This window comes from Niabella ginsenosidivorans (assembly GCF_001654455.1).
In the GTDB taxonomy this organism is placed as follows: domain Bacteria; phylum Bacteroidota; class Bacteroidia; order Chitinophagales; family Chitinophagaceae; genus Niabella; species Niabella ginsenosidivorans.
In genome coordinates this window covers 1,553,386-1,569,390 of record NZ_CP015772.1, presented here as the reverse complement: position 1 = coordinate 1,569,390, position 16,005 = coordinate 1,553,386, and the positions used below count along the sequence as shown (strand labels likewise).

The window sequence follows — 16,005 nt, the reverse complement described above, 5'->3', positions numbered from 1 at the left end:
AATTGCTTAAAATTGCTCTTTTAGATCTTCAGACAGAAAAGGAAGTTTTACGGTAAATAGCCCGTCTGTTTCGGTAATCTCTACTTTACTGTCTGTAATCAGTTCATACCTCTTTTTAATATTCGGCAATCCGACTCCCGTTGAAAACGGATTCTCTGCCCGCTTGCGTAAATCATTGGATATAATAATATGCTGATCAGTAAACCGGATCGTAACATGCAACGGATCATTTACGGCAAACCGGTTATGCTTAACAGCATTTTCTACAAGCATTTGTAATGCCGCAGGTGGCAATAAGGAAGCCTCCTGCTTTTCGGTTGGCTGATCAATATGAAAAAAAATACTGTTCTGATGCCTGATCCTGATCAGAAACAGGTAAGATTCCAGAAATGAAAGCTCTGTCCGCAGGGCAACCAGATTTTCAGCCTTCTGATCCAGGATATAACGGTAACATTTGGACAACCGGGTTATATATTCAGCCGACAAATCAGCGCTTTTATAAACAAGGCTGGTTAAAACACTCAGGGAATTAAAGAAAAAATGAGGATCGATCTGGCTTTTCAGCACATCATAACGCGCCTGCATATTTTCGCGCCGCAAACGTTCTGCATTCAAACGGGCTTCCTGCCAGTTTTTATAATAAAACAGGATGCCACTAAAACCTAATATTAGCAGGTAAAAAATAAAAGCCCCGAAAATAAGATCATAACTCAGATGGCTAAAGCTTTCCCAGGCTTCATACCGGTTAAATAAACAGATATCAAAAAAGGAATAGGACAGTCCGAAAAGAAATGCCGCAAACAGGCCAAACACTACCAACCCTGCGCAAAGTACTATAACCGCATAAGACCTTTTCTTACCTGCAGTCTTTTTCTGTAAAAAAACAGCCAGGCGGGAGCCTCCTCCCCATATGAGTAAACCCAGTACAACAAACATCAGACTAAATGACTGTTCTCTGAAAAAGGAGGAATCCGCGGTGTTTTTGAACGACATATCAAAAGAACGGAATACCACACTGAAGCCATAGAGAATAATGATCCGCGCCACATATCTTAGCAGCGGATGTTGTAGAAAGCCTTCCAGTTGTCGTCTGTTCATCCGCTTTAAAATCAGAATTATGGTTGTTAATAACATTAATCAATTTTATTTTCTGTTTCAAACCATGCCAGTGCATCAGTAACTGCCTTAGCAACCGGCGTATATGCTATGCCCAGTTGATCCTTCGCTTTTGTTCCTGAATAATAATTATCCATACATAATAATTTGGCTGAAGAATAATTCAGCTTTAGTCTTTTATTAAGCATCCAGCCTAAAACAGTTCCCATAAAACCAGCCGCCTTTAATAAAAAAGCGGGTATTCTGATCATTAATGATTTTTGTTTCCGGATCATATTCGTCATTTTAAAAAAATGACGGTAACTCATATTTTCTCCTGCCACCAGCAGGCATTCGCCTGATACCGGAGCAGTGCAGGCGGCCATTATTGCTTTACTGACATCCTTAACATAAACAAAATTCTTACCACCCGGGGGATAAAACACCACGGCTCCTGATGCAAATTTAAAGATGCGCCCTGAACTCGGTTTAAAATCAAACGGACCAATCATAAATGTGGGATTCAGGACTACTGCCGGCAGTTGTTTTTCAACCACGGCTTCCAGTACTTTTTGCTGGGCTATATATTTGGTGTTGATATAGGGAGAGTTTACCTTAAAAAGCGTAAAACTATTCAGCTCTGTTCCCGGATTTTGTATAGAACCGGGTGCTATTGTATTTGCCGTGCTGATATAAACCAGCTTTTTTATATTGTTGTTCAAACAAGCCCGAATCACATTCTCGGTTCCTTTAATATTTACTGTTTCATATTGTTCTTTATCTATGCCCCATTGTGCGGTAAGGGATGCTGCATGTATCACATAATCGCAACCTGTAACAGCAGTGCTCACATCATCACCGTTTTCAATACTGCCATAATAGATTTCACAAAACAGGCTCTTAAGTACCGCTAACTCTGTATTGCTCCTCACCAGCACGCGCACATCGGATCCCTGCCGGCAAAACTCCAGTGCGGTATTATAGCCTAATAAACCCGTCGCCCCTGTAATTAACACCTTTGCCATATACGATTACCGGGCTATTTTTAGTTCCTGTTTTACGGCACCTGAAATCAACCGGACTTTTAGTGTCGGTGGAATCAATCCCATTAACCGTTGATTTACCCTGTTCCATACGCCCGGGATGATGATGGCTTTTCCTTCAAGTGTTTGCCTGATCAGTTTCTCAGCAAGATCCTGTGTGGAGAAAAGCCCCATTCTTCCTTTAAAACCATGAAGCAAGATCCGCTGGGAGGTATTGGAATTGGTCATAATGGGCCCCGGATAGGCTACGCTGACAGACAATCCCTGCTCCTGCAGCTCTTCACGCAGCCCTAATGAAAACGAAGAGATGAATGCTTTGGAGGCCGGATATACGGTTTTGTACGCAATAGGCGAAAAAGCTGCCATACTGGCAATATTCAGCAAATAACTTTTTTTATGCCTTAAAAGCTGTGGCAATAGCTTTTGGGTCAGTAATGCCGTACAACGGATATTTAACTGGATAATTTTATCAATATGCTCTGAAGAACAATTTAAAATGGAAGCCGTGCCACCCATTCCGGCATTGTTGATCAGAAAATCAACTTCCATTGATCTTATTTTTTCAACAGATTCATCAAACGAGGCTGTATTTGTCAGATCAAACTCCAGGTAGTGAACCGTTATATCAAAAACCCGCTCCAGCGCAGCTGCCATTTTTCCTATAGAAGTACCGGGAAGCGTTATTAAGATCAGGTTCATCCCACGTTGGGCGCAGCTAAACGCCAAAGCGCTACCCAGCCCGCTGCCAGCTCCTGTTATTAAAGTATACCTTTTATTCATACAATAAATTATTGGTTAGACAACAATATTTTAAATTTCGACAACATTGTTATTATCTGATCATATACAATAAGGTCGGAAATCCATCTGGGCACGTCAGTGCTTTTATTGGTTAGAATCTGGTAGGTTATTCTTACTTTGTTATTGGCGCTGTTCTCAATCATCCAGCTTCCACTGGTACCTTCCAGTCTTGAAACATTTTTTAACCGGGGATACACCGGGTGCAGGACACTTTCAAAAGATATACTATTGGAACCAGGGTATGCCTCAAATTTCAAACTGCAATCTTGGTCGTCCATAGGCCAGGGAAGTTTATAACGGATATAATTCAGCCAAATATTATTGTTCTTCGTCCTGGTTATTTTATATTGACTAGCCCTGGTATTCCATACGCTTCCTTTATCAGCATCTTTCAGCAGCCTTATTATATCCGGCAGTCCTACCCCGGGCGCTTCAAAAGCAGCTTTCAGTTCCCGCACCGTATGCCCGTTATGTGGTACCCACCGCTCATACAACGATACCCCGTTCGCTGTCTTTACCAGTCTGAAATCATTTGCAACTGCAGCTTTGCATATAAACAGCAGCGCCGTTAACGCAATGGCTACGTTGATGTATCTTTTCATGTTTATTGTTTTTTACAAACATAGATACAAGTGCGCCCCCTTAAAAAAAATACTACATGAACCGTATTTTTTTACCACTGAAATGCCTGTAATGCCCTTAAGCTGTAGCGTTAGGAAAGCCCTTAAATTCTTCTTAAGGTTTTATTAGAAATACCTTAACAAACCCTGTTGACAATCTTTTTTTTATCTATCTTTAAAAAACAGACAGAACCATGGCAGGCTTCACCTGGCTGGCACCAGATGTGTATTGTGACAGGTACTGCCAGGCTTTTTTAACCAATTCCGCTAAGGCGGACCCATAAAAAACAGATTGATGAAGAAAATTTTTACGATCTTTTTCCTAACTATTGTAAACATCGGATTTGCACAGGACAGCAGTTATTGGCAGCAATACCTGAAATATGACATGGAAGCAACGCTTAACGACAAAGACAACAGCATTACCGCAAAAGAAACCATCACCTATAAAAACAATTCTCCGGAAACATTACCCTTTATCTGGTTCCATCTCTGGCCCAATGGTTATAAAAATGACTCCACAGCGCTTTTTAAACAAATAAGGAATGATCTTTCCCGTAAAGAGAAGCTGGGAAAGATCATTTACGGATTCATTGAGGGGCTTGATTTTAAAGTAAACGGGAAAACGGCAAAAACACAACCGCACCCAAACCCTGAGTATATTGATATCATAAAAGTGGTATTGCCCGAGCCATTAAAACCAGGCGCTACAGCAACCATCGCTACCGGCTTCAAAGTAAAGCTTCCTTCTTATTTTTCAAGATCGGGGTTTGCAGACGGGGAATACATGATCTGCCAGTGGTACCCCAAACCCGCGGTATTTGATAAGAAGGGATGGCATGAATTTCCTTACCTGGACATGGGCGAGTTCTATAGCGAGTATGCGGATTATAATGTAAAGCTGACTGTTCCTGCCGATTACGTGGTAGGCGCTACAGGCGTAATGCAGAATAAGGAGGAGCTGGAGTATTATAAATCCATAGGCAAAAAAAACACAGAGAACCGTACTAACCAGATAACATATAAACCCCTGAAAACAGGCTCCAAAACATTGCATTATATTGCTCAGGATGTTCCGGATTTCGCCTGGTTTGCAGAGAAGGGGCTGATCATTGAATATGATACCATACAGCTAAAGGATAAAACGGTAGATGCCTTTACCTATTATCATAACAATCCGAACACCCTTTGGAATAACAGTATTGATTATGTAAAGGATGCCGTTCACCATTACAGTAACTGGATCGGAGCCTATGAATATCCTGCCGTGCAGGCCTTTGAAGGGCCCAAGAACAATGCCAGCGGCGGAATGGAATATCCTATGATCACTCTTATTACAAGTCCGGATGCAAAAAAAGAAAGCCTGGATGGTGTCATTGCGCATGAAGTAGGGCACAACTGGTTTATGAGCATGCTGGGGAGCAATGAACGGATGCATACCTGGCAGGATGAGGGTATGAACTCCTATTACCAGTTCCGCTATGAAGCCGAGAAATACCGTTCCAATTCCATGATGGGAGAAATACCTGATGAGGTGCGGAAATTACCGCAAAACCAGTTCCAGGACAGGGTGTATGGCGCTATGACGCAGATACCCATGAATACGCCTATGGAAACGCCGTCGGCTGATTTTAAAACATCCGAAGACTATGCATTAAGCTCTTATATTAAACCGGCATTATGGATCTACCTGCTGGAACACCAGTTTGGGCAGGACAAGGTAGACAAAGCCTTCCAGCAGTATTTCAATGACTGGAAAAACAAGCACCCCCAGCCGGAAGACATGAAAGCCTCTTTTGAAAAAAGCCTGGGTACTAATCTTGATCAGTTCTTTAACCTTTTAAACAAGCAGGGAAGCCTGCTCCAGTAAATTATGCTCCTAAGCTTACACAATAAAAAGGCGCTTGTTGGCGCCAGCAGCAATGGTCTTGGTAAAGCAATTGCCCTTCAGTTAGCCGCAAGCGGTGCTACCGTAACGTTACTGGCCCGTAACGAAGCTGCATTAAAGCAGGTACTCGCCCAGCTGCCGGTACCGGATGACCAGCAGCACCAGTACCTGGTTACTGATTTTTCGGACATCGATTCTTTTAAAAAGAAGATCGACGATTATTTTTCTTCCAACCAGGCAGATATCCTGGTTAACAATACCAGCGGACCGGCTCCCGGAACAGCCCTGGATAAAAAGGACGAAGATTATGTAGCGGCCTTTAACCTCCTGTTCAGAACCGTTCAGTATACCACTGAAAAGGCATTGCCGAATATGATCGCCAACAACTTCGGACGCATCATCAACCTTACTTCTCGGTCAGTGAAAGAGCCTATTGAGGCCTTAGCCTTATCCAATACCATCCGCTCAGCAGTAGTCACCTGGGGTAAAACCTTATCAACACAGGTTGCCCCATATAATATTACGGTCAATAATATCCTTACCGGCAACTTTGAAACCGATCGCATCATTGAGCTATATGAACGTGAAGCCGCCGCCCGGCACCTGTCACTGGAAGCATACAAAAAGGAAGCGCTGAATACCATTCCCATGAAGCGCCTGGGCCAGCCGGAAGAGATGGGGTATCTGGTTACGTTCCTTGCCTCTCAGCAGGCAGCTTATATAACCGGCACCAGCATAGCCATTGATGGAGGATTGATCAAAAGTGTATGAGCCATCAGTGGTGCCCACAGCTATCGGGATCAGTTGCCAGTTATTAGTCTTCAGAAATCAGCTGGGAATACTTTTTATTGCACCTCATTGATAATAAATTCAAAAAATCACCTGCACATTTGTAACATTTCAACATGTAAAAGCGAACTTATTAAAAACATTATAATGAGGCACTGCATTCTTTACCTTTTCAGTTACCTTCTTATAATTAAGATCTATGGCCAGGGTGCCATTAAAAAATATGTGGCCGACCACACTATTGAGATCAGAACAATTGATCCGGCATCCACGGAATACAGCGACCTGCAACCTCTAGGAAATGCCATCGGCAATGCACAGGTGGTCATGCTTGGGGAACAGGATCATGGTGACGCTGCTGCCTTTGCAGCCAAGACCCGCATCATAAAATACCTACATGAGCAAAAAGGGTTCGATGTATTGGCATTTGAATCTGATCTCTTCGCTTTAACCGAAGGATGGGACCAGGTCTCCAAAGAAAAAGCCGCCATCAATCCATTTCTGAAAAACAATATCTATTATTTGTGGACGCGATGCAGTGCCTGCTCCTATTTGTTTTATAATTATATTGCTGAAACCCATACGGGGAAAGCTCCATTACAAATAACAGGATTTGACTCTCAAATGGCCTTACAATACAGTAAGGCCCATCTTGGTTTTAGTCTGGACACTGCATTAAAGAACAGGAATATCCCATCAGTAATCGGAGAATCCAGTTACAAAAATTTTGTTACGGTTGTTGATTCACTGATTTTAAAAGCGGGCAATATCGATGGCCCTGCCAGATCCGAACTGAATACCTGTTTAGACAAAATAGAAGCTGAATTGCTGCAACAACAAAAAAACGATTACTGGCTGCTGATCATAAAGAATTTAAAGGCTTTTGCAAACAACGGAAACAAGACGAGGGACGCCGCTATGGCAATGAATCTTGACTGGGTCATAAAGAATAAATATCCTGACAAAAAAATTATCGTTTGGGCAGCCAATGGCCATATTATGAAATATACTGATCGCATAAAATCGAATAAAAAATACTTTGACAGAGTGGTTTGGTACAATATGGGTACCCGGTTTGTACAGATGAATCATTGGGCCGACAGAACCTATGTAATAGGGTTTGATGCAGATAAGGGTACCGGGCAACGGATTTTTGGCAATGTATATGAGGTGGAAAAATCAAAAACGAACAGTGTAGAAGCATATATACCCTCTGCTATTCAGTACGGCTTTGTTGACTTTAAAAAATACAATCAAAATGTTGCTGACAACAACGAGAAATTCTGGCTGAAAAGCCCGTCTCATTTTTATTTGCCTGTTCTGATACCCTGGAACAAGGTCTATGATGGGCTATTTTTTATACGCACCATGTATCCCTGCCAGCCAATACAATAGCCAAAGCAAGCGCATAAACCAGTAAAATTCAACACCAACGCCCGCCTGAACGGCCATGAGCTCCGGGCGGACAGGCTCAAATAAAAATAAGAACAAAGTTTCCGGTCAATAATGCGGCTAAGGCACATATTTGGGTATTATAGCATTCCCATCATTTCTTTATCGCATTCTGCCTACATTTGCACATTATCAAATTAGCGCATCAGCATATAGCATATTCATTCAATGCATTACGTTTCAGCAGAAGGATTAGAAAAAAGTTATGGTATCCAGCCCTTATTTTCAGACATCTCATTCCATATTGAGGAAGGAGATAAAATAGCCATTGTTGCCCGTAACGGAACAGGGAAATCCACTTTATTAAAAATACTGGCCGGCCGCGAAACTCCTGATAAGGGGAAACTCTGGATTCATAAAGATGTTGAAGCAATCCTTTTTGAACAGGAGCCTACCCTGGATGAAACGCTCTCTGTATCAGAAAATATTTTTTTTCATGACAATCCCATTGTGCAGGCGATCAGGGAATACGAACTGGCCACTGAAAGCAACGATGCAGAACGTATAGGTGCTGCATTGGCAAAGCTGGACGAGCTGAACGCCTGGGATTTTGATGCCAGGGTAAAACAGATCTTTGGCAGATTAAATATACACCAACTGGATCAAAAGGTAAGCATACTGAGCGGCGGCCAGAAAAAGCGGGTAGCCCTCGCCCGGACCCTGATCGATATTGGCTTTGAGCACAGGCATGTATTGCTGATCATGGATGAACCTACCAACCATTTGGATGTGAGCATGGTAGAATGGCTGGAACATTTCCTGGGAAAAGAGCACGTAACATTGGTATTGGTAACGCACGACCGGTATTTTCTGGATGCCGTTTGCAATGAAATATGGGAAATAGAAGGCAGTACGCTCTATGAGCATAAAGGAGATTATGAATATTACCTTGAAAAAAAAGCACAGCGCATTGAAAACCTGAACGCAACCATTGACAAGGCCAAAAACCTTTACCGCAGGGAACTGGAATGGATGCGCAAACAGCCCAAGGCACGCACTACCAAGTCCAGGAGCAGGGAACAAAATTTCTATGCTATCGAAAAAACTGCCAAACAACAGGTAACTGACGATCAGGTACAGCTGCAAATGAAAATGAACCGCCTGGGCGGCAAGATTGCAGAAATGAAAAAGGTTTACAAGGCCTTTGGTACCAAAAAAATACTGGACGGTTTTGATTATACCTTTAAAAAGGGCGAACGGGTCGGTATCATTGGCAGGAACGGGGCAGGGAAGTCGACCTTCATTAATATACTTCAGGGCATTGATGCTCCGGACAGCGGTAAGATCAACATCGGGGATACGGTGGTATTCGGCAATTATTCCCAGCAGGGACTGGTCATAAAAGAAGATCTGCGGGTGATTGAATTTGTAAAAAACATAGCGGAAAATTTCCCGCTTGCCAATGGCGGCACTTTAAGCGCCGCACAGTTCCTGCAATTATTTTTGTTTGATCCAGATAAGCAATATACCTATATCAGTAAGCTGAGCGGTGGTGAAAAAAGACGGCTGCACCTGCTTTCCATTTTGTTCCGTAATCCCAATTTCCTGATACTGGATGAGCCTACCAACGACCTGGACCTCCCTACTCTTTCTGTGCTGGAAAACTTTTTAAGCGATTATCCCGGGTGCTTGCTGATCGTATCTCACGACCGGTATTTCATGGACCGGCTGGTAGACCACTTACTGGTCTTTGAAGGGAACGGAGTCATTAAAGACTTCCCCGGTAATTATACCCAATACCGTTTGCAGGAGAAAGCAGCACCTGCCGGAACGCCTGCCTCCAAACAAAATGCGCCAGAAAAACCAGAGCCTGCAGTTTCAAAACCTGGCGGCAAAAAGATCTCTTTTAAAGAAAAAAGGGAATATGAGCTCCTGGGAAAAGAGATCGCGGAACTGACCAGCGAAAAGGAAGCCATTGCCGCACAGTTAGCGAACAGCGATCTTGGATTTGAGGAACTGGAACAATTATCCCGCCGCATCGGCGAAGTCGCCACTTTGCTGGATGAAAAAGAGCTGCGCTGGCTGGAATTAAGTGAGTTAATTGAAGGCTAAAAAAGCGTGTAGGACAATTTCCCGGCCTGATAAAAATATTCCTGCGCCATAGTTGGGGATCTACACCATAGCCGTCAACTCAATAGCGGAAGCACCATTGTGTGCGCTACCAGAAGCATTTCCTATAGCTAAAGAAATAGTGCCTATGGCACCTAATGCTTCACAAAGCGGCTTTACCTCCCGGAATAAATTCCGGATTTGTTTTATGAAATCAGCCGACGGCCTTCCATGATTGAAAGCGTACCAGAGCATTACCTGGGGAATTGCTATAATAGTGTAGAAGTGTAGCCCTGTTTAATGTGTGAACAGGCAGCTTCAGCTCATTGTTAAAATGACCGGAATAAAAACCCGGGCTATAAGCCCGTCCAGCCTGAATTTTCATTTGGAACCTCCCGCAGAATGCGCTGAATTACGAAGGTAATTAAATCATTCTGCGCTTTTCCCGGCCTCGCCGGCAGACAGGTGCAACATCTGAGGGAAATATTGCCCAACACTTTATAGCTGACATGACACTAGTTTTAAAAGTGATAAATTAAAAACGGAAATCTCCCTTCGGCCCCCCGTTTACAGCATTTATTAATAACGCAGCGCTATACTCCGATCACTTTTTTTAACAGCTCCCGTGTTTTTTTGATTCCTTCATGCTCTCCCAACTGTTCACCTTCATATTCAATGCCAACAATCCCACGAAAACCTGACTGATCGATGATATCAAACATCTTCTTATAATCTGTTTCTATGCAATTGCCGGCTGCATCAAAGTCGTGTGTTTTGGCACTTACGCCCTTGGCAAAAGGGATCAGCTCTTTTACCCCCTGGTAGCGGTCATACTCCTCCACACACTTCCAGTTCTCTCCATATTTCAGGCAGAAATTGCCAAGATCGGGCAGGGTACCCATATTTTTTTTGTTGATCGTTTTCATAACACCCGCCATCCATTTTCCATTGGAGGAGTTGCCCCCATGGTTTTCCACGATCACATTGATGTTTTCTTTAGCGGCATAATCTGCAAGGCTGCTTAATCCATCCACTGCCGCTTTTGCCACTTCTTCCGGCGTACCCTTACCTGCAGCATTCACCCGTATGGTCCTGCAGCCAAGATATTTTGCTGCATGCACCCATTTATAATGATTTTCTACCGCCTTTTTTCTCTCGGCGTCATTGATATTGCCCAGTTCTCCTTCCCCATCGCACATAATCAGGTGATTGCTGACACCATTATCTTTGCATACAGCCAGCAACTGGTTCAAATAAGCCGTATCTTCTGCTTTGTCCTTAAAAAAAACATTTACATACTCTACAATAGATATCCCAAAATCTTTTTTTGCAATGCGCGGAAAATCCAGGTTAGTGATCTCTTTATTAAACAAGGCTCTGTGCAGGGACCACTCTGCTAATGATATTTCATAACGGGAGGGCTTTACCGCTGCAAATACAGAACGGGCTCCCAATAGTCCTGCAGACAATACAGCTGCCTGCTGAAGAAATTCTTTTCGTTTTATTGACATAGCATGGTTTTAAAGGTTCATACAGCACCCGGTGAATACCTGGTTATACTAATAATGGCCTAAAGATACAGCAATCTCAATATTCCGGACGGGATAAAACAGCCAGTATTAATAACAGCCCATAAGCCTTAAATATCTATAAAAAAAATCAGATCCAGGCCTGTCAGCTACCGCAACCGGTTACCAGGCCAGGATCTGAATGCGCCCGTACCGCCTGTTACAGCGCCCAGGCTTTATCTCCTTTCTTATACGGATAAGCCCCATCAAATTTCCCCGGGGTCTCCATATACCGCAAAGCCTGCGTAGCGCCCGGTTTGGAAGTAAAGTACCCCCAAAGGGTCAGTTGTTTTATCATTGAAAAATAATGAGGCGGAAAGCTTTCCTTTAAATGGGAAGCTCCAAAATTCTTTTTAGCCTCTTCTGCTTTTACCCAGTCATCCTGCTGCTGGTCAAAAGCCGCCTTTTTCTTTTTATAATCTTCTGTATTTACATAGTCTTTAGCCTCTTTATCCAGGGCAGTAAGGAACTCTGTTTTTTCGGCCGGTGATAAGCTGACAAAGTCTTTTTTATATTTGTCCTTGCAGGCTTTTTTTAGCTGATCGATCCCTTCTGTAAATGTTTTTTGCTGGTTTTCAGTGTAACAATCATTTACGATCGTTTTCATAAACTCACCTATCTGTGCCGCCTTGGCGCCCGGAGAATCGGGAGTTGTCGGTATGATCGTTTCGCCTACTTCATCCAGCAATGCGATATTCTCAGCAGAAAAGCCCGCAGCCTTGGAACTGCTGGCTTTACATCCTGACAAAAAGGCTTCGGCCCCAATAATGCTGCCGCCTAATAAAAGGCCTACGCGTGTTAAAGCATCTCTCCTGTTCATAGTTTCGTATTTTAAGAGCCCTGTAAGGTTCTTAAAGCCCTTACAGGGCTGATCTGATTTTTAAAGGTTTTGTTTTTTCAACTCTTCTACCGCATGATCCACGGCACGGGCAGTAAAGGCCATGTAGGTTAACGATGGGTTTACGCAGTTGGCTGAAACCATAAAAGACCCATCGGTTACAAATACATTCGGAGCATCCCAGATCTGGTTCCATTTATTCAGTACAGACGTTTTGGGATCTGCTCCCATACGCGCAGTACCCATTTCATGGATACCCCGGCCAATAGTACCATCGCCTTCTCTTCCCTGAACATCTTTAGCGCCAAATTTTTCCAGCATTTCAATAGCGTCATTTTTCATATCCACCCGCATTTTCCGCTCATTCTCTTTCCATTCCGAATCAATGGCCAATACATTCAATCCCCATTTATCTTTTTTATCCTTATCCAGTGTCACCTTATTTTCATGATAAGGTAATATTTCGCCAAAACCTCCGATACCAATGCTCCAGCTGCCTGGTTCTGTTAAGGCCTCTTTTAAGCCCACACCAATAGAAAGCTCTTCAGCGGAAGCGTTACCGCGGCCTCTGCTGCCACCGCCCTGATACCCAAAACCCCGGATATAGTCGCGTTTTTCACCATTTATATTCCGGAAACGCGGAATATAAATACCATTGGCACGACGCCCGTAAGTGTATTTATCTTCATACCCTTCCACACGACCGGATGCGCCTACCCCCAGATGGTGGTCCATCAGGTTATGTCCCAGTTCACCGCTGGAACTTCCCAAACCTCCCGGCCAAACATCAGTAGCTGAATTCAATAAGATCCAGGTACTGTTTAGCGTAGAAGCATTCAGGAAGATGATCTTTGCATTATAAGTGTACGTTTTGTTATCAGTAGCATCCAGCACTTCCACACCGGTAGCACGTTTTTTATCCTTGTCGTACAAGATTTTTGTAACAATGCTCATCGGGCGCAACGTAAGATTGCCGGTTTTCATTGCTGCCGGCAAGGTGGATGACTGGGTGCTGAAGTAGGCACCAAACGGACAGCCCAGCCAGCATTTGTTCCGGTACTGACAATTGGTACGCCCCGGTAAGGGCTGGGTAATATTGGCTGTACGGCCGATAATCACATGACGCTGCCCCTGGTACAGGCCTTTTATTTTAGCTGCAAAATCTTTTTCCACTACGGTCATTTCCATTCCTGGCATAAATTGCCCGTCCGGTAAATGTGCAATACCGTCACGGTTGCCGCTGATACCTGCAAACTTTTCTACATAGTCATACCAGGGCGCAATTTCTTTATAACGTACCGGCCAGTCTATAGCTATCCCATCTTTCGCATTGGCTTCAAAATCCAGGTCGGACCACCGGTAACTCTGACGGCCCCATAATAAAGAGCGTCCGCCAACATGGTACCCCCGGAACCAGTCGAAACGTTTTATTTCTGTATAAGGCGATTCTTTTTCATCAACCCACCAGTCAAGGTTGGTTTCGTTCAAAGGGTAATCGCGGTTTAAAACGGGATGATCCTTGATCATCTGCTGCGTTTTACTGCCCCGGTGCGCGAACTCCCAGGGGGCTTTGCCGGCGTTAACATAATCTTTGACATGCTCAATATTCTTGCCCCGTTCAAGCATGATCACTTTTAATCCTTTTTCAGTGAGCTCTTTTGCAGCCCACCCTCCGGAAATACCGCTGCCGATGACAATCGCGTCGTACGTATTTTCTGCCATTAAACTGTTTTTAAAGATTTCACAAAATCGTTAGTCGTAAATACAATCATTTATATAGCTATAAAAGTATTGTTTTAAATTGAATTTAAAACTTATTTTTTTTACAATTCCATGAATGGTATTGTGTATTGGATACATAGCATTTATTTTTGACATTTTTTTAATTTTTTCTAACAAATAAGGCACCAACTCCTGTTAATAAGGAATAATTTATCTTTGCAAAATGAATCAATCCGGAACAAATCCATATACAAAAACAGAAGCGGAAACCGATGTGCTTACAGCTGAGGCTCCATCCTGGCAGCTGGTTGTATGGAATGATGATGTAAACACATTTGACTGGGTTATTGAAACATTAATGGAAGTATGCGGTCATACCTATGAACAGGCAGAGCAATGTTCCCTGTTCATCCACTTCAAGGGCAAGTACGCTGTAAAAGAAGGAATGTACGAGGATCTTGAGCCCATGTGCACTGCTATTCTTGACAGAGGCATTTCTGCAACCATTGAAGAACTGGTTGCCTGATTACAAAGTAACGCCGGATGCCCATTTTCGCGCTATCTGATGCTCCTTATTTTCCTCCGGTGCATCTTGCAGAACCGGACGGACTGCTGGCTATAGGCGGAGATCTGACACCGCAACGGATTTTACATGCTTATTCCAAGGGCATTTTTCCCTGGTATGAAACTCCTCCCGTTCTCTGGTGGAGCCCTGATCCCCGTTTTGTATTGTTCCCGGATGAATTCAGGATCAGCAAAACGGTCAGATCCCTGCTGAATAAGAGTGCCTTTCATTTTACCATTAACCAGGCATTTGAAAAAGTGATCCGCTGTTGTCAGCAGGTAAAACGCGCCGGCCAGGAAGGCACATGGATCACTGATGAGATCGTAAGATCTTATACTGAATTGCATCAAATGGGATATGCCCATAGTGCTGAAGTGTGGCAAAACAATGAATTAGTGGGGGGATTGTATGGCATCCGCCTGGGAACCCTGTTTTGCGGCGAAAGCATGTTCAGCCTTGTCAGCAACGCATCACGCTACGCATTTGCCAGATACATGGACCAGTTAAAAAAGGAAAAGGTGCAACTGATCGACTGCCAGGTCTATTCAGAATACCTGGAAAGCATGGGCGCACGAATGATTGACAGAAAAGCGTTTCTGCAGTATCTGCCCCAATCATTGTAACCAGGAAATGATCCCGCAGATGCCGCTGAAATGCAAAAAAACGATCTGCGCCAATCCGCGTTCCGAACCTTCGGAACAGCGGAAGACAAAAAAATGATTGTTGCCGCAATCCATATAAATGATCCTGCAGACACTGCGGATCCCCGCAGAAAAAACGATCCGGGTTCCGGGGCTTCAGAACAGGAGGCATTACCTAAAATCTTGTTCCTATATAATGCGGCAGCATAGCGCGCCAGGTAGGCCAGTCGTGCCTGTAATCCGGGCCCCAGTTATCAAACTCATAGTAAATGCCCTTATCGTATAAAATTTTTGCAAACTCACCTCCGGCCTTAGGGTCTTCATACGCACCTGCTCCTGTTAAAATATGAATATGCGGGCTCTTACGGATCTGCTCCAGGATACCATGGTCCGTCAGGTTAGGCATATAATGCCAGGGACTGTTAAAATAAACAGTATCATTCATAAACCCGTCAGTATAATAGGTCAGGTCATATACCCCGCTCATTGCAATAACCCCGCTTAACAGATCAGGGCGTTTTAAAAACAGGTTCATGCTGTGCAGGGCGCCAAAAGAGGCCCCGCTGATAAAAACAGGAGTATCCGTCCCGGATTGGCTTTTTATATAAGGCAGCACTTCATTATAAATATAGGTATTCCATTGTTCGTGCCGCTGTGCTTTATCCCAGTTGTTCATGTTCTTATTCAGCCAGCTTTCATTATTCACACTGTCAACAGAGTATACCTTTAACTTACCGGCATCCATCAACGGCACCAGGCTGTCAATTAAAAGGAATCGTTCATATTCCAGGAAATCTGCGCCTGCGGTAGGCACCAGCAATAATACGGTTCCGAAGCTGCCATAAGAAACAATCGGCATTTCCTTTTGCAGCGAAGGGCTGAACCAGGAGGTAACATTTTTATCCATGCATCTGTTTTTGGTTGTTGCTGACTC

Annotated in this window: 15 protein-coding genes; 6 read left to right on the top strand and 9 right to left on the bottom strand. The window is 43.7% G+C overall.

Annotated features, from left to right (window positions below):
• Positions 1–6: 6 nt before the first annotated feature.
• Genes A8C56_RS06530 through A8C56_RS06515 form a run of 4 tightly spaced genes read right to left on the bottom strand, consistent with a single transcriptional unit; the run spans position 7 to position 3,541 of the window.
• Complete coding sequence (locus tag A8C56_RS06530; protein WP_245645784.1) at positions 7–1,098, bottom strand: sensor histidine kinase; 1,092 nt, start codon at positions 1,096–1,098, stop codon at positions 7–9.
• Positions 1,099–1,133: 35 nt separating this feature from the next.
• Entirely contained in the window at positions 1,134–2,120 is a 987-nt protein-coding gene (locus A8C56_RS06525) for an NAD-dependent epimerase/dehydratase family protein (RefSeq protein ID WP_067753572.1), read from the bottom strand.
• Positions 2,121–2,126: 6 nt separating this feature from the next.
• Positions 2,127–2,918, bottom strand: a complete 792-nt coding sequence (locus A8C56_RS06520; RefSeq protein WP_067753569.1) for an SDR family NAD(P)-dependent oxidoreductase — start codon at positions 2,916–2,918, stop codon at positions 2,127–2,129.
• A gap of 8 nt (positions 2,919–2,926) precedes the next feature.
• Entirely contained in the window at positions 2,927–3,541 is a 615-nt protein-coding gene (locus A8C56_RS06515) for an SRPBCC family protein (protein ID WP_067753566.1), read from the bottom strand.
• A 313-nt stretch (positions 3,542–3,854) separates the two neighbouring features.
• Between A8C56_RS06515 and A8C56_RS06510 the strand changes: the two genes are divergently transcribed.
• The 4 genes from A8C56_RS06510 (at position 3,855) to abc-f (ending at position 9,740) form a co-directional block, all read left to right on the top strand.
• Entirely contained in the window at positions 3,855–5,429 is a 1,575-nt protein-coding gene (locus tag A8C56_RS06510) for a M1 family metallopeptidase (protein ID WP_067753564.1), read from the top strand.
• 3 nt (positions 5,430–5,432) lie between these two features.
• Positions 5,433–6,218, top strand: a complete 786-nt coding sequence (locus A8C56_RS06505; protein ID WP_067753561.1) for an SDR family oxidoreductase — start codon at positions 5,433–5,435, stop codon at positions 6,216–6,218.
• Between the two features lie 165 nt (positions 6,219–6,383).
• Entirely contained in the window at positions 6,384–7,631 is a 1,248-nt protein-coding gene (locus A8C56_RS06500) for an erythromycin esterase family protein (protein ID WP_067753558.1), read from the top strand.
• Between the two features lie 225 nt (positions 7,632–7,856).
• Entirely contained in the window at positions 7,857–9,740 is a 1,884-nt protein-coding gene (abc-f, locus tag A8C56_RS06495) for a ribosomal protection-like ABC-F family protein (protein ID WP_067753555.1), read from the top strand.
• 60 nt (positions 9,741–9,800) lie between these two features.
• Here the strand turns inward: abc-f and A8C56_RS06490 are convergent, their stop codons facing one another.
• The 4 genes from A8C56_RS06490 to A8C56_RS06475 all read right to left on the bottom strand — a co-directional run bounded on the left by A8C56_RS06490 (position 9,801) and on the right by A8C56_RS06475 (position 13,865).
• Complete coding sequence (locus A8C56_RS06490) at positions 9,801–9,992, bottom strand: hypothetical protein (RefSeq protein ID WP_067753552.1); 192 nt, start codon at positions 9,990–9,992, stop codon at positions 9,801–9,803.
• 338 nt (positions 9,993–10,330) lie between these two features.
• A complete protein-coding gene (locus A8C56_RS06485; protein WP_067753549.1) occupies positions 10,331–11,248 on the bottom strand; it encodes a sugar phosphate isomerase/epimerase family protein in 918 nt (305 codons plus the stop codon).
• Between the two features lie 217 nt (positions 11,249–11,465).
• Positions 11,466–12,125: a gluconate 2-dehydrogenase subunit 3 family protein gene (locus A8C56_RS06480; RefSeq protein ID WP_067753546.1), complete on the bottom strand. Its 660-nt coding sequence runs from the start codon at positions 12,123–12,125 to the stop codon at positions 11,466–11,468.
• A gap of 60 nt (positions 12,126–12,185) precedes the next feature.
• Positions 12,186–13,865, bottom strand: a complete 1,680-nt coding sequence (locus tag A8C56_RS06475) for a GMC oxidoreductase (protein ID WP_067753543.1) — start codon at positions 13,863–13,865, stop codon at positions 12,186–12,188.
• Positions 13,866–14,088: 223 nt separating this feature from the next.
• Here A8C56_RS06475 and A8C56_RS06470 point away from each other — a divergent pair, with 223 nt between their 5' ends.
• Entirely contained in the window at positions 14,089–14,391 is a 303-nt protein-coding gene (locus tag A8C56_RS06470) for an ATP-dependent Clp protease adaptor ClpS (protein WP_067753540.1), read from the top strand.
• 17 nt (positions 14,392–14,408) lie between these two features.
• Positions 14,409–15,053, top strand: a complete 645-nt coding sequence (gene aat / locus A8C56_RS06465; RefSeq protein WP_067753537.1) for a leucyl/phenylalanyl-tRNA--protein transferase — start codon at positions 14,409–14,411, stop codon at positions 15,051–15,053.
• Between the two features lie 193 nt (positions 15,054–15,246).
• Here the strand turns inward: aat and A8C56_RS06455 are convergent, their stop codons facing one another.
• Positions 15,247–15,978, bottom strand: coding sequence for an esterase family protein (locus A8C56_RS06455; protein WP_067753531.1), 732 nt, complete (start codon positions 15,976–15,978; stop codon positions 15,247–15,249).
• Between the last annotated feature and the right edge of the window lie 27 nt (positions 15,979–16,005).

Excerpts from the sequence above, each read along its gene's own strand:
- A8C56_RS06530 (WP_245645784.1), bottom strand. The coding sequence starts at position 1,098 with ATGAACAGACGACAACTGGAAGGCTTTCTACAACATCCGCTGCTAAGA.
- A8C56_RS06525 (WP_067753572.1), bottom strand. The coding sequence starts at position 2,120 with ATGGCAAAGGTGTTAATTACAGGGGCGACGGGTTTATTAGGCTATAAT.
- A8C56_RS06520 (WP_067753569.1), bottom strand. The coding sequence starts at position 2,918 with ATGAATAAAAGGTATACTTTAATAACAGGAGCTGGCAGCGGGCTGGGT.
- A8C56_RS06515 (WP_067753566.1), bottom strand. The coding sequence starts at position 3,541 with ATGAAAAGATACATCAACGTAGCCATTGCGTTAACGGCGCTGCTGTTT.
- A8C56_RS06510 (WP_067753564.1), top strand. The coding sequence starts at position 3,855 with ATGAAGAAAATTTTTACGATCTTTTTCCTAACTATTGTAAACATCGGA.
- A8C56_RS06505 (WP_067753561.1), top strand. The coding sequence starts at position 5,433 with ATGCTCCTAAGCTTACACAATAAAAAGGCGCTTGTTGGCGCCAGCAGC.
- A8C56_RS06500 (WP_067753558.1), top strand. The coding sequence starts at position 6,384 with ATGAGGCACTGCATTCTTTACCTTTTCAGTTACCTTCTTATAATTAAG.
- abc-f (WP_067753555.1), top strand. The coding sequence starts at position 7,857 with ATGCATTACGTTTCAGCAGAAGGATTAGAAAAAAGTTATGGTATCCAG.
- A8C56_RS06490 (WP_067753552.1), bottom strand. The coding sequence starts at position 9,992 with ATGCTCTGGTACGCTTTCAATCATGGAAGGCCGTCGGCTGATTTCATA.
- A8C56_RS06485 (WP_067753549.1), bottom strand. The coding sequence starts at position 11,248 with ATGTCAATAAAACGAAAAGAATTTCTTCAGCAGGCAGCTGTATTGTCT.
- A8C56_RS06480 (WP_067753546.1), bottom strand. The coding sequence starts at position 12,125 with ATGAACAGGAGAGATGCTTTAACACGCGTAGGCCTTTTATTAGGCGGC.
- A8C56_RS06475 (WP_067753543.1), bottom strand. The coding sequence starts at position 13,865 with ATGGCAGAAAATACGTACGACGCGATTGTCATCGGCAGCGGTATTTCC.
- A8C56_RS06470 (WP_067753540.1), top strand. The coding sequence starts at position 14,089 with ATGAATCAATCCGGAACAAATCCATATACAAAAACAGAAGCGGAAACC.
- aat (WP_067753537.1), top strand. The coding sequence starts at position 14,409 with ATGCCCATTTTCGCGCTATCTGATGCTCCTTATTTTCCTCCGGTGCAT.
- A8C56_RS06455 (WP_067753531.1), bottom strand. The coding sequence starts at position 15,978 with ATGGATAAAAATGTTACCTCCTGGTTCAGCCCTTCGCTGCAAAAGGAA.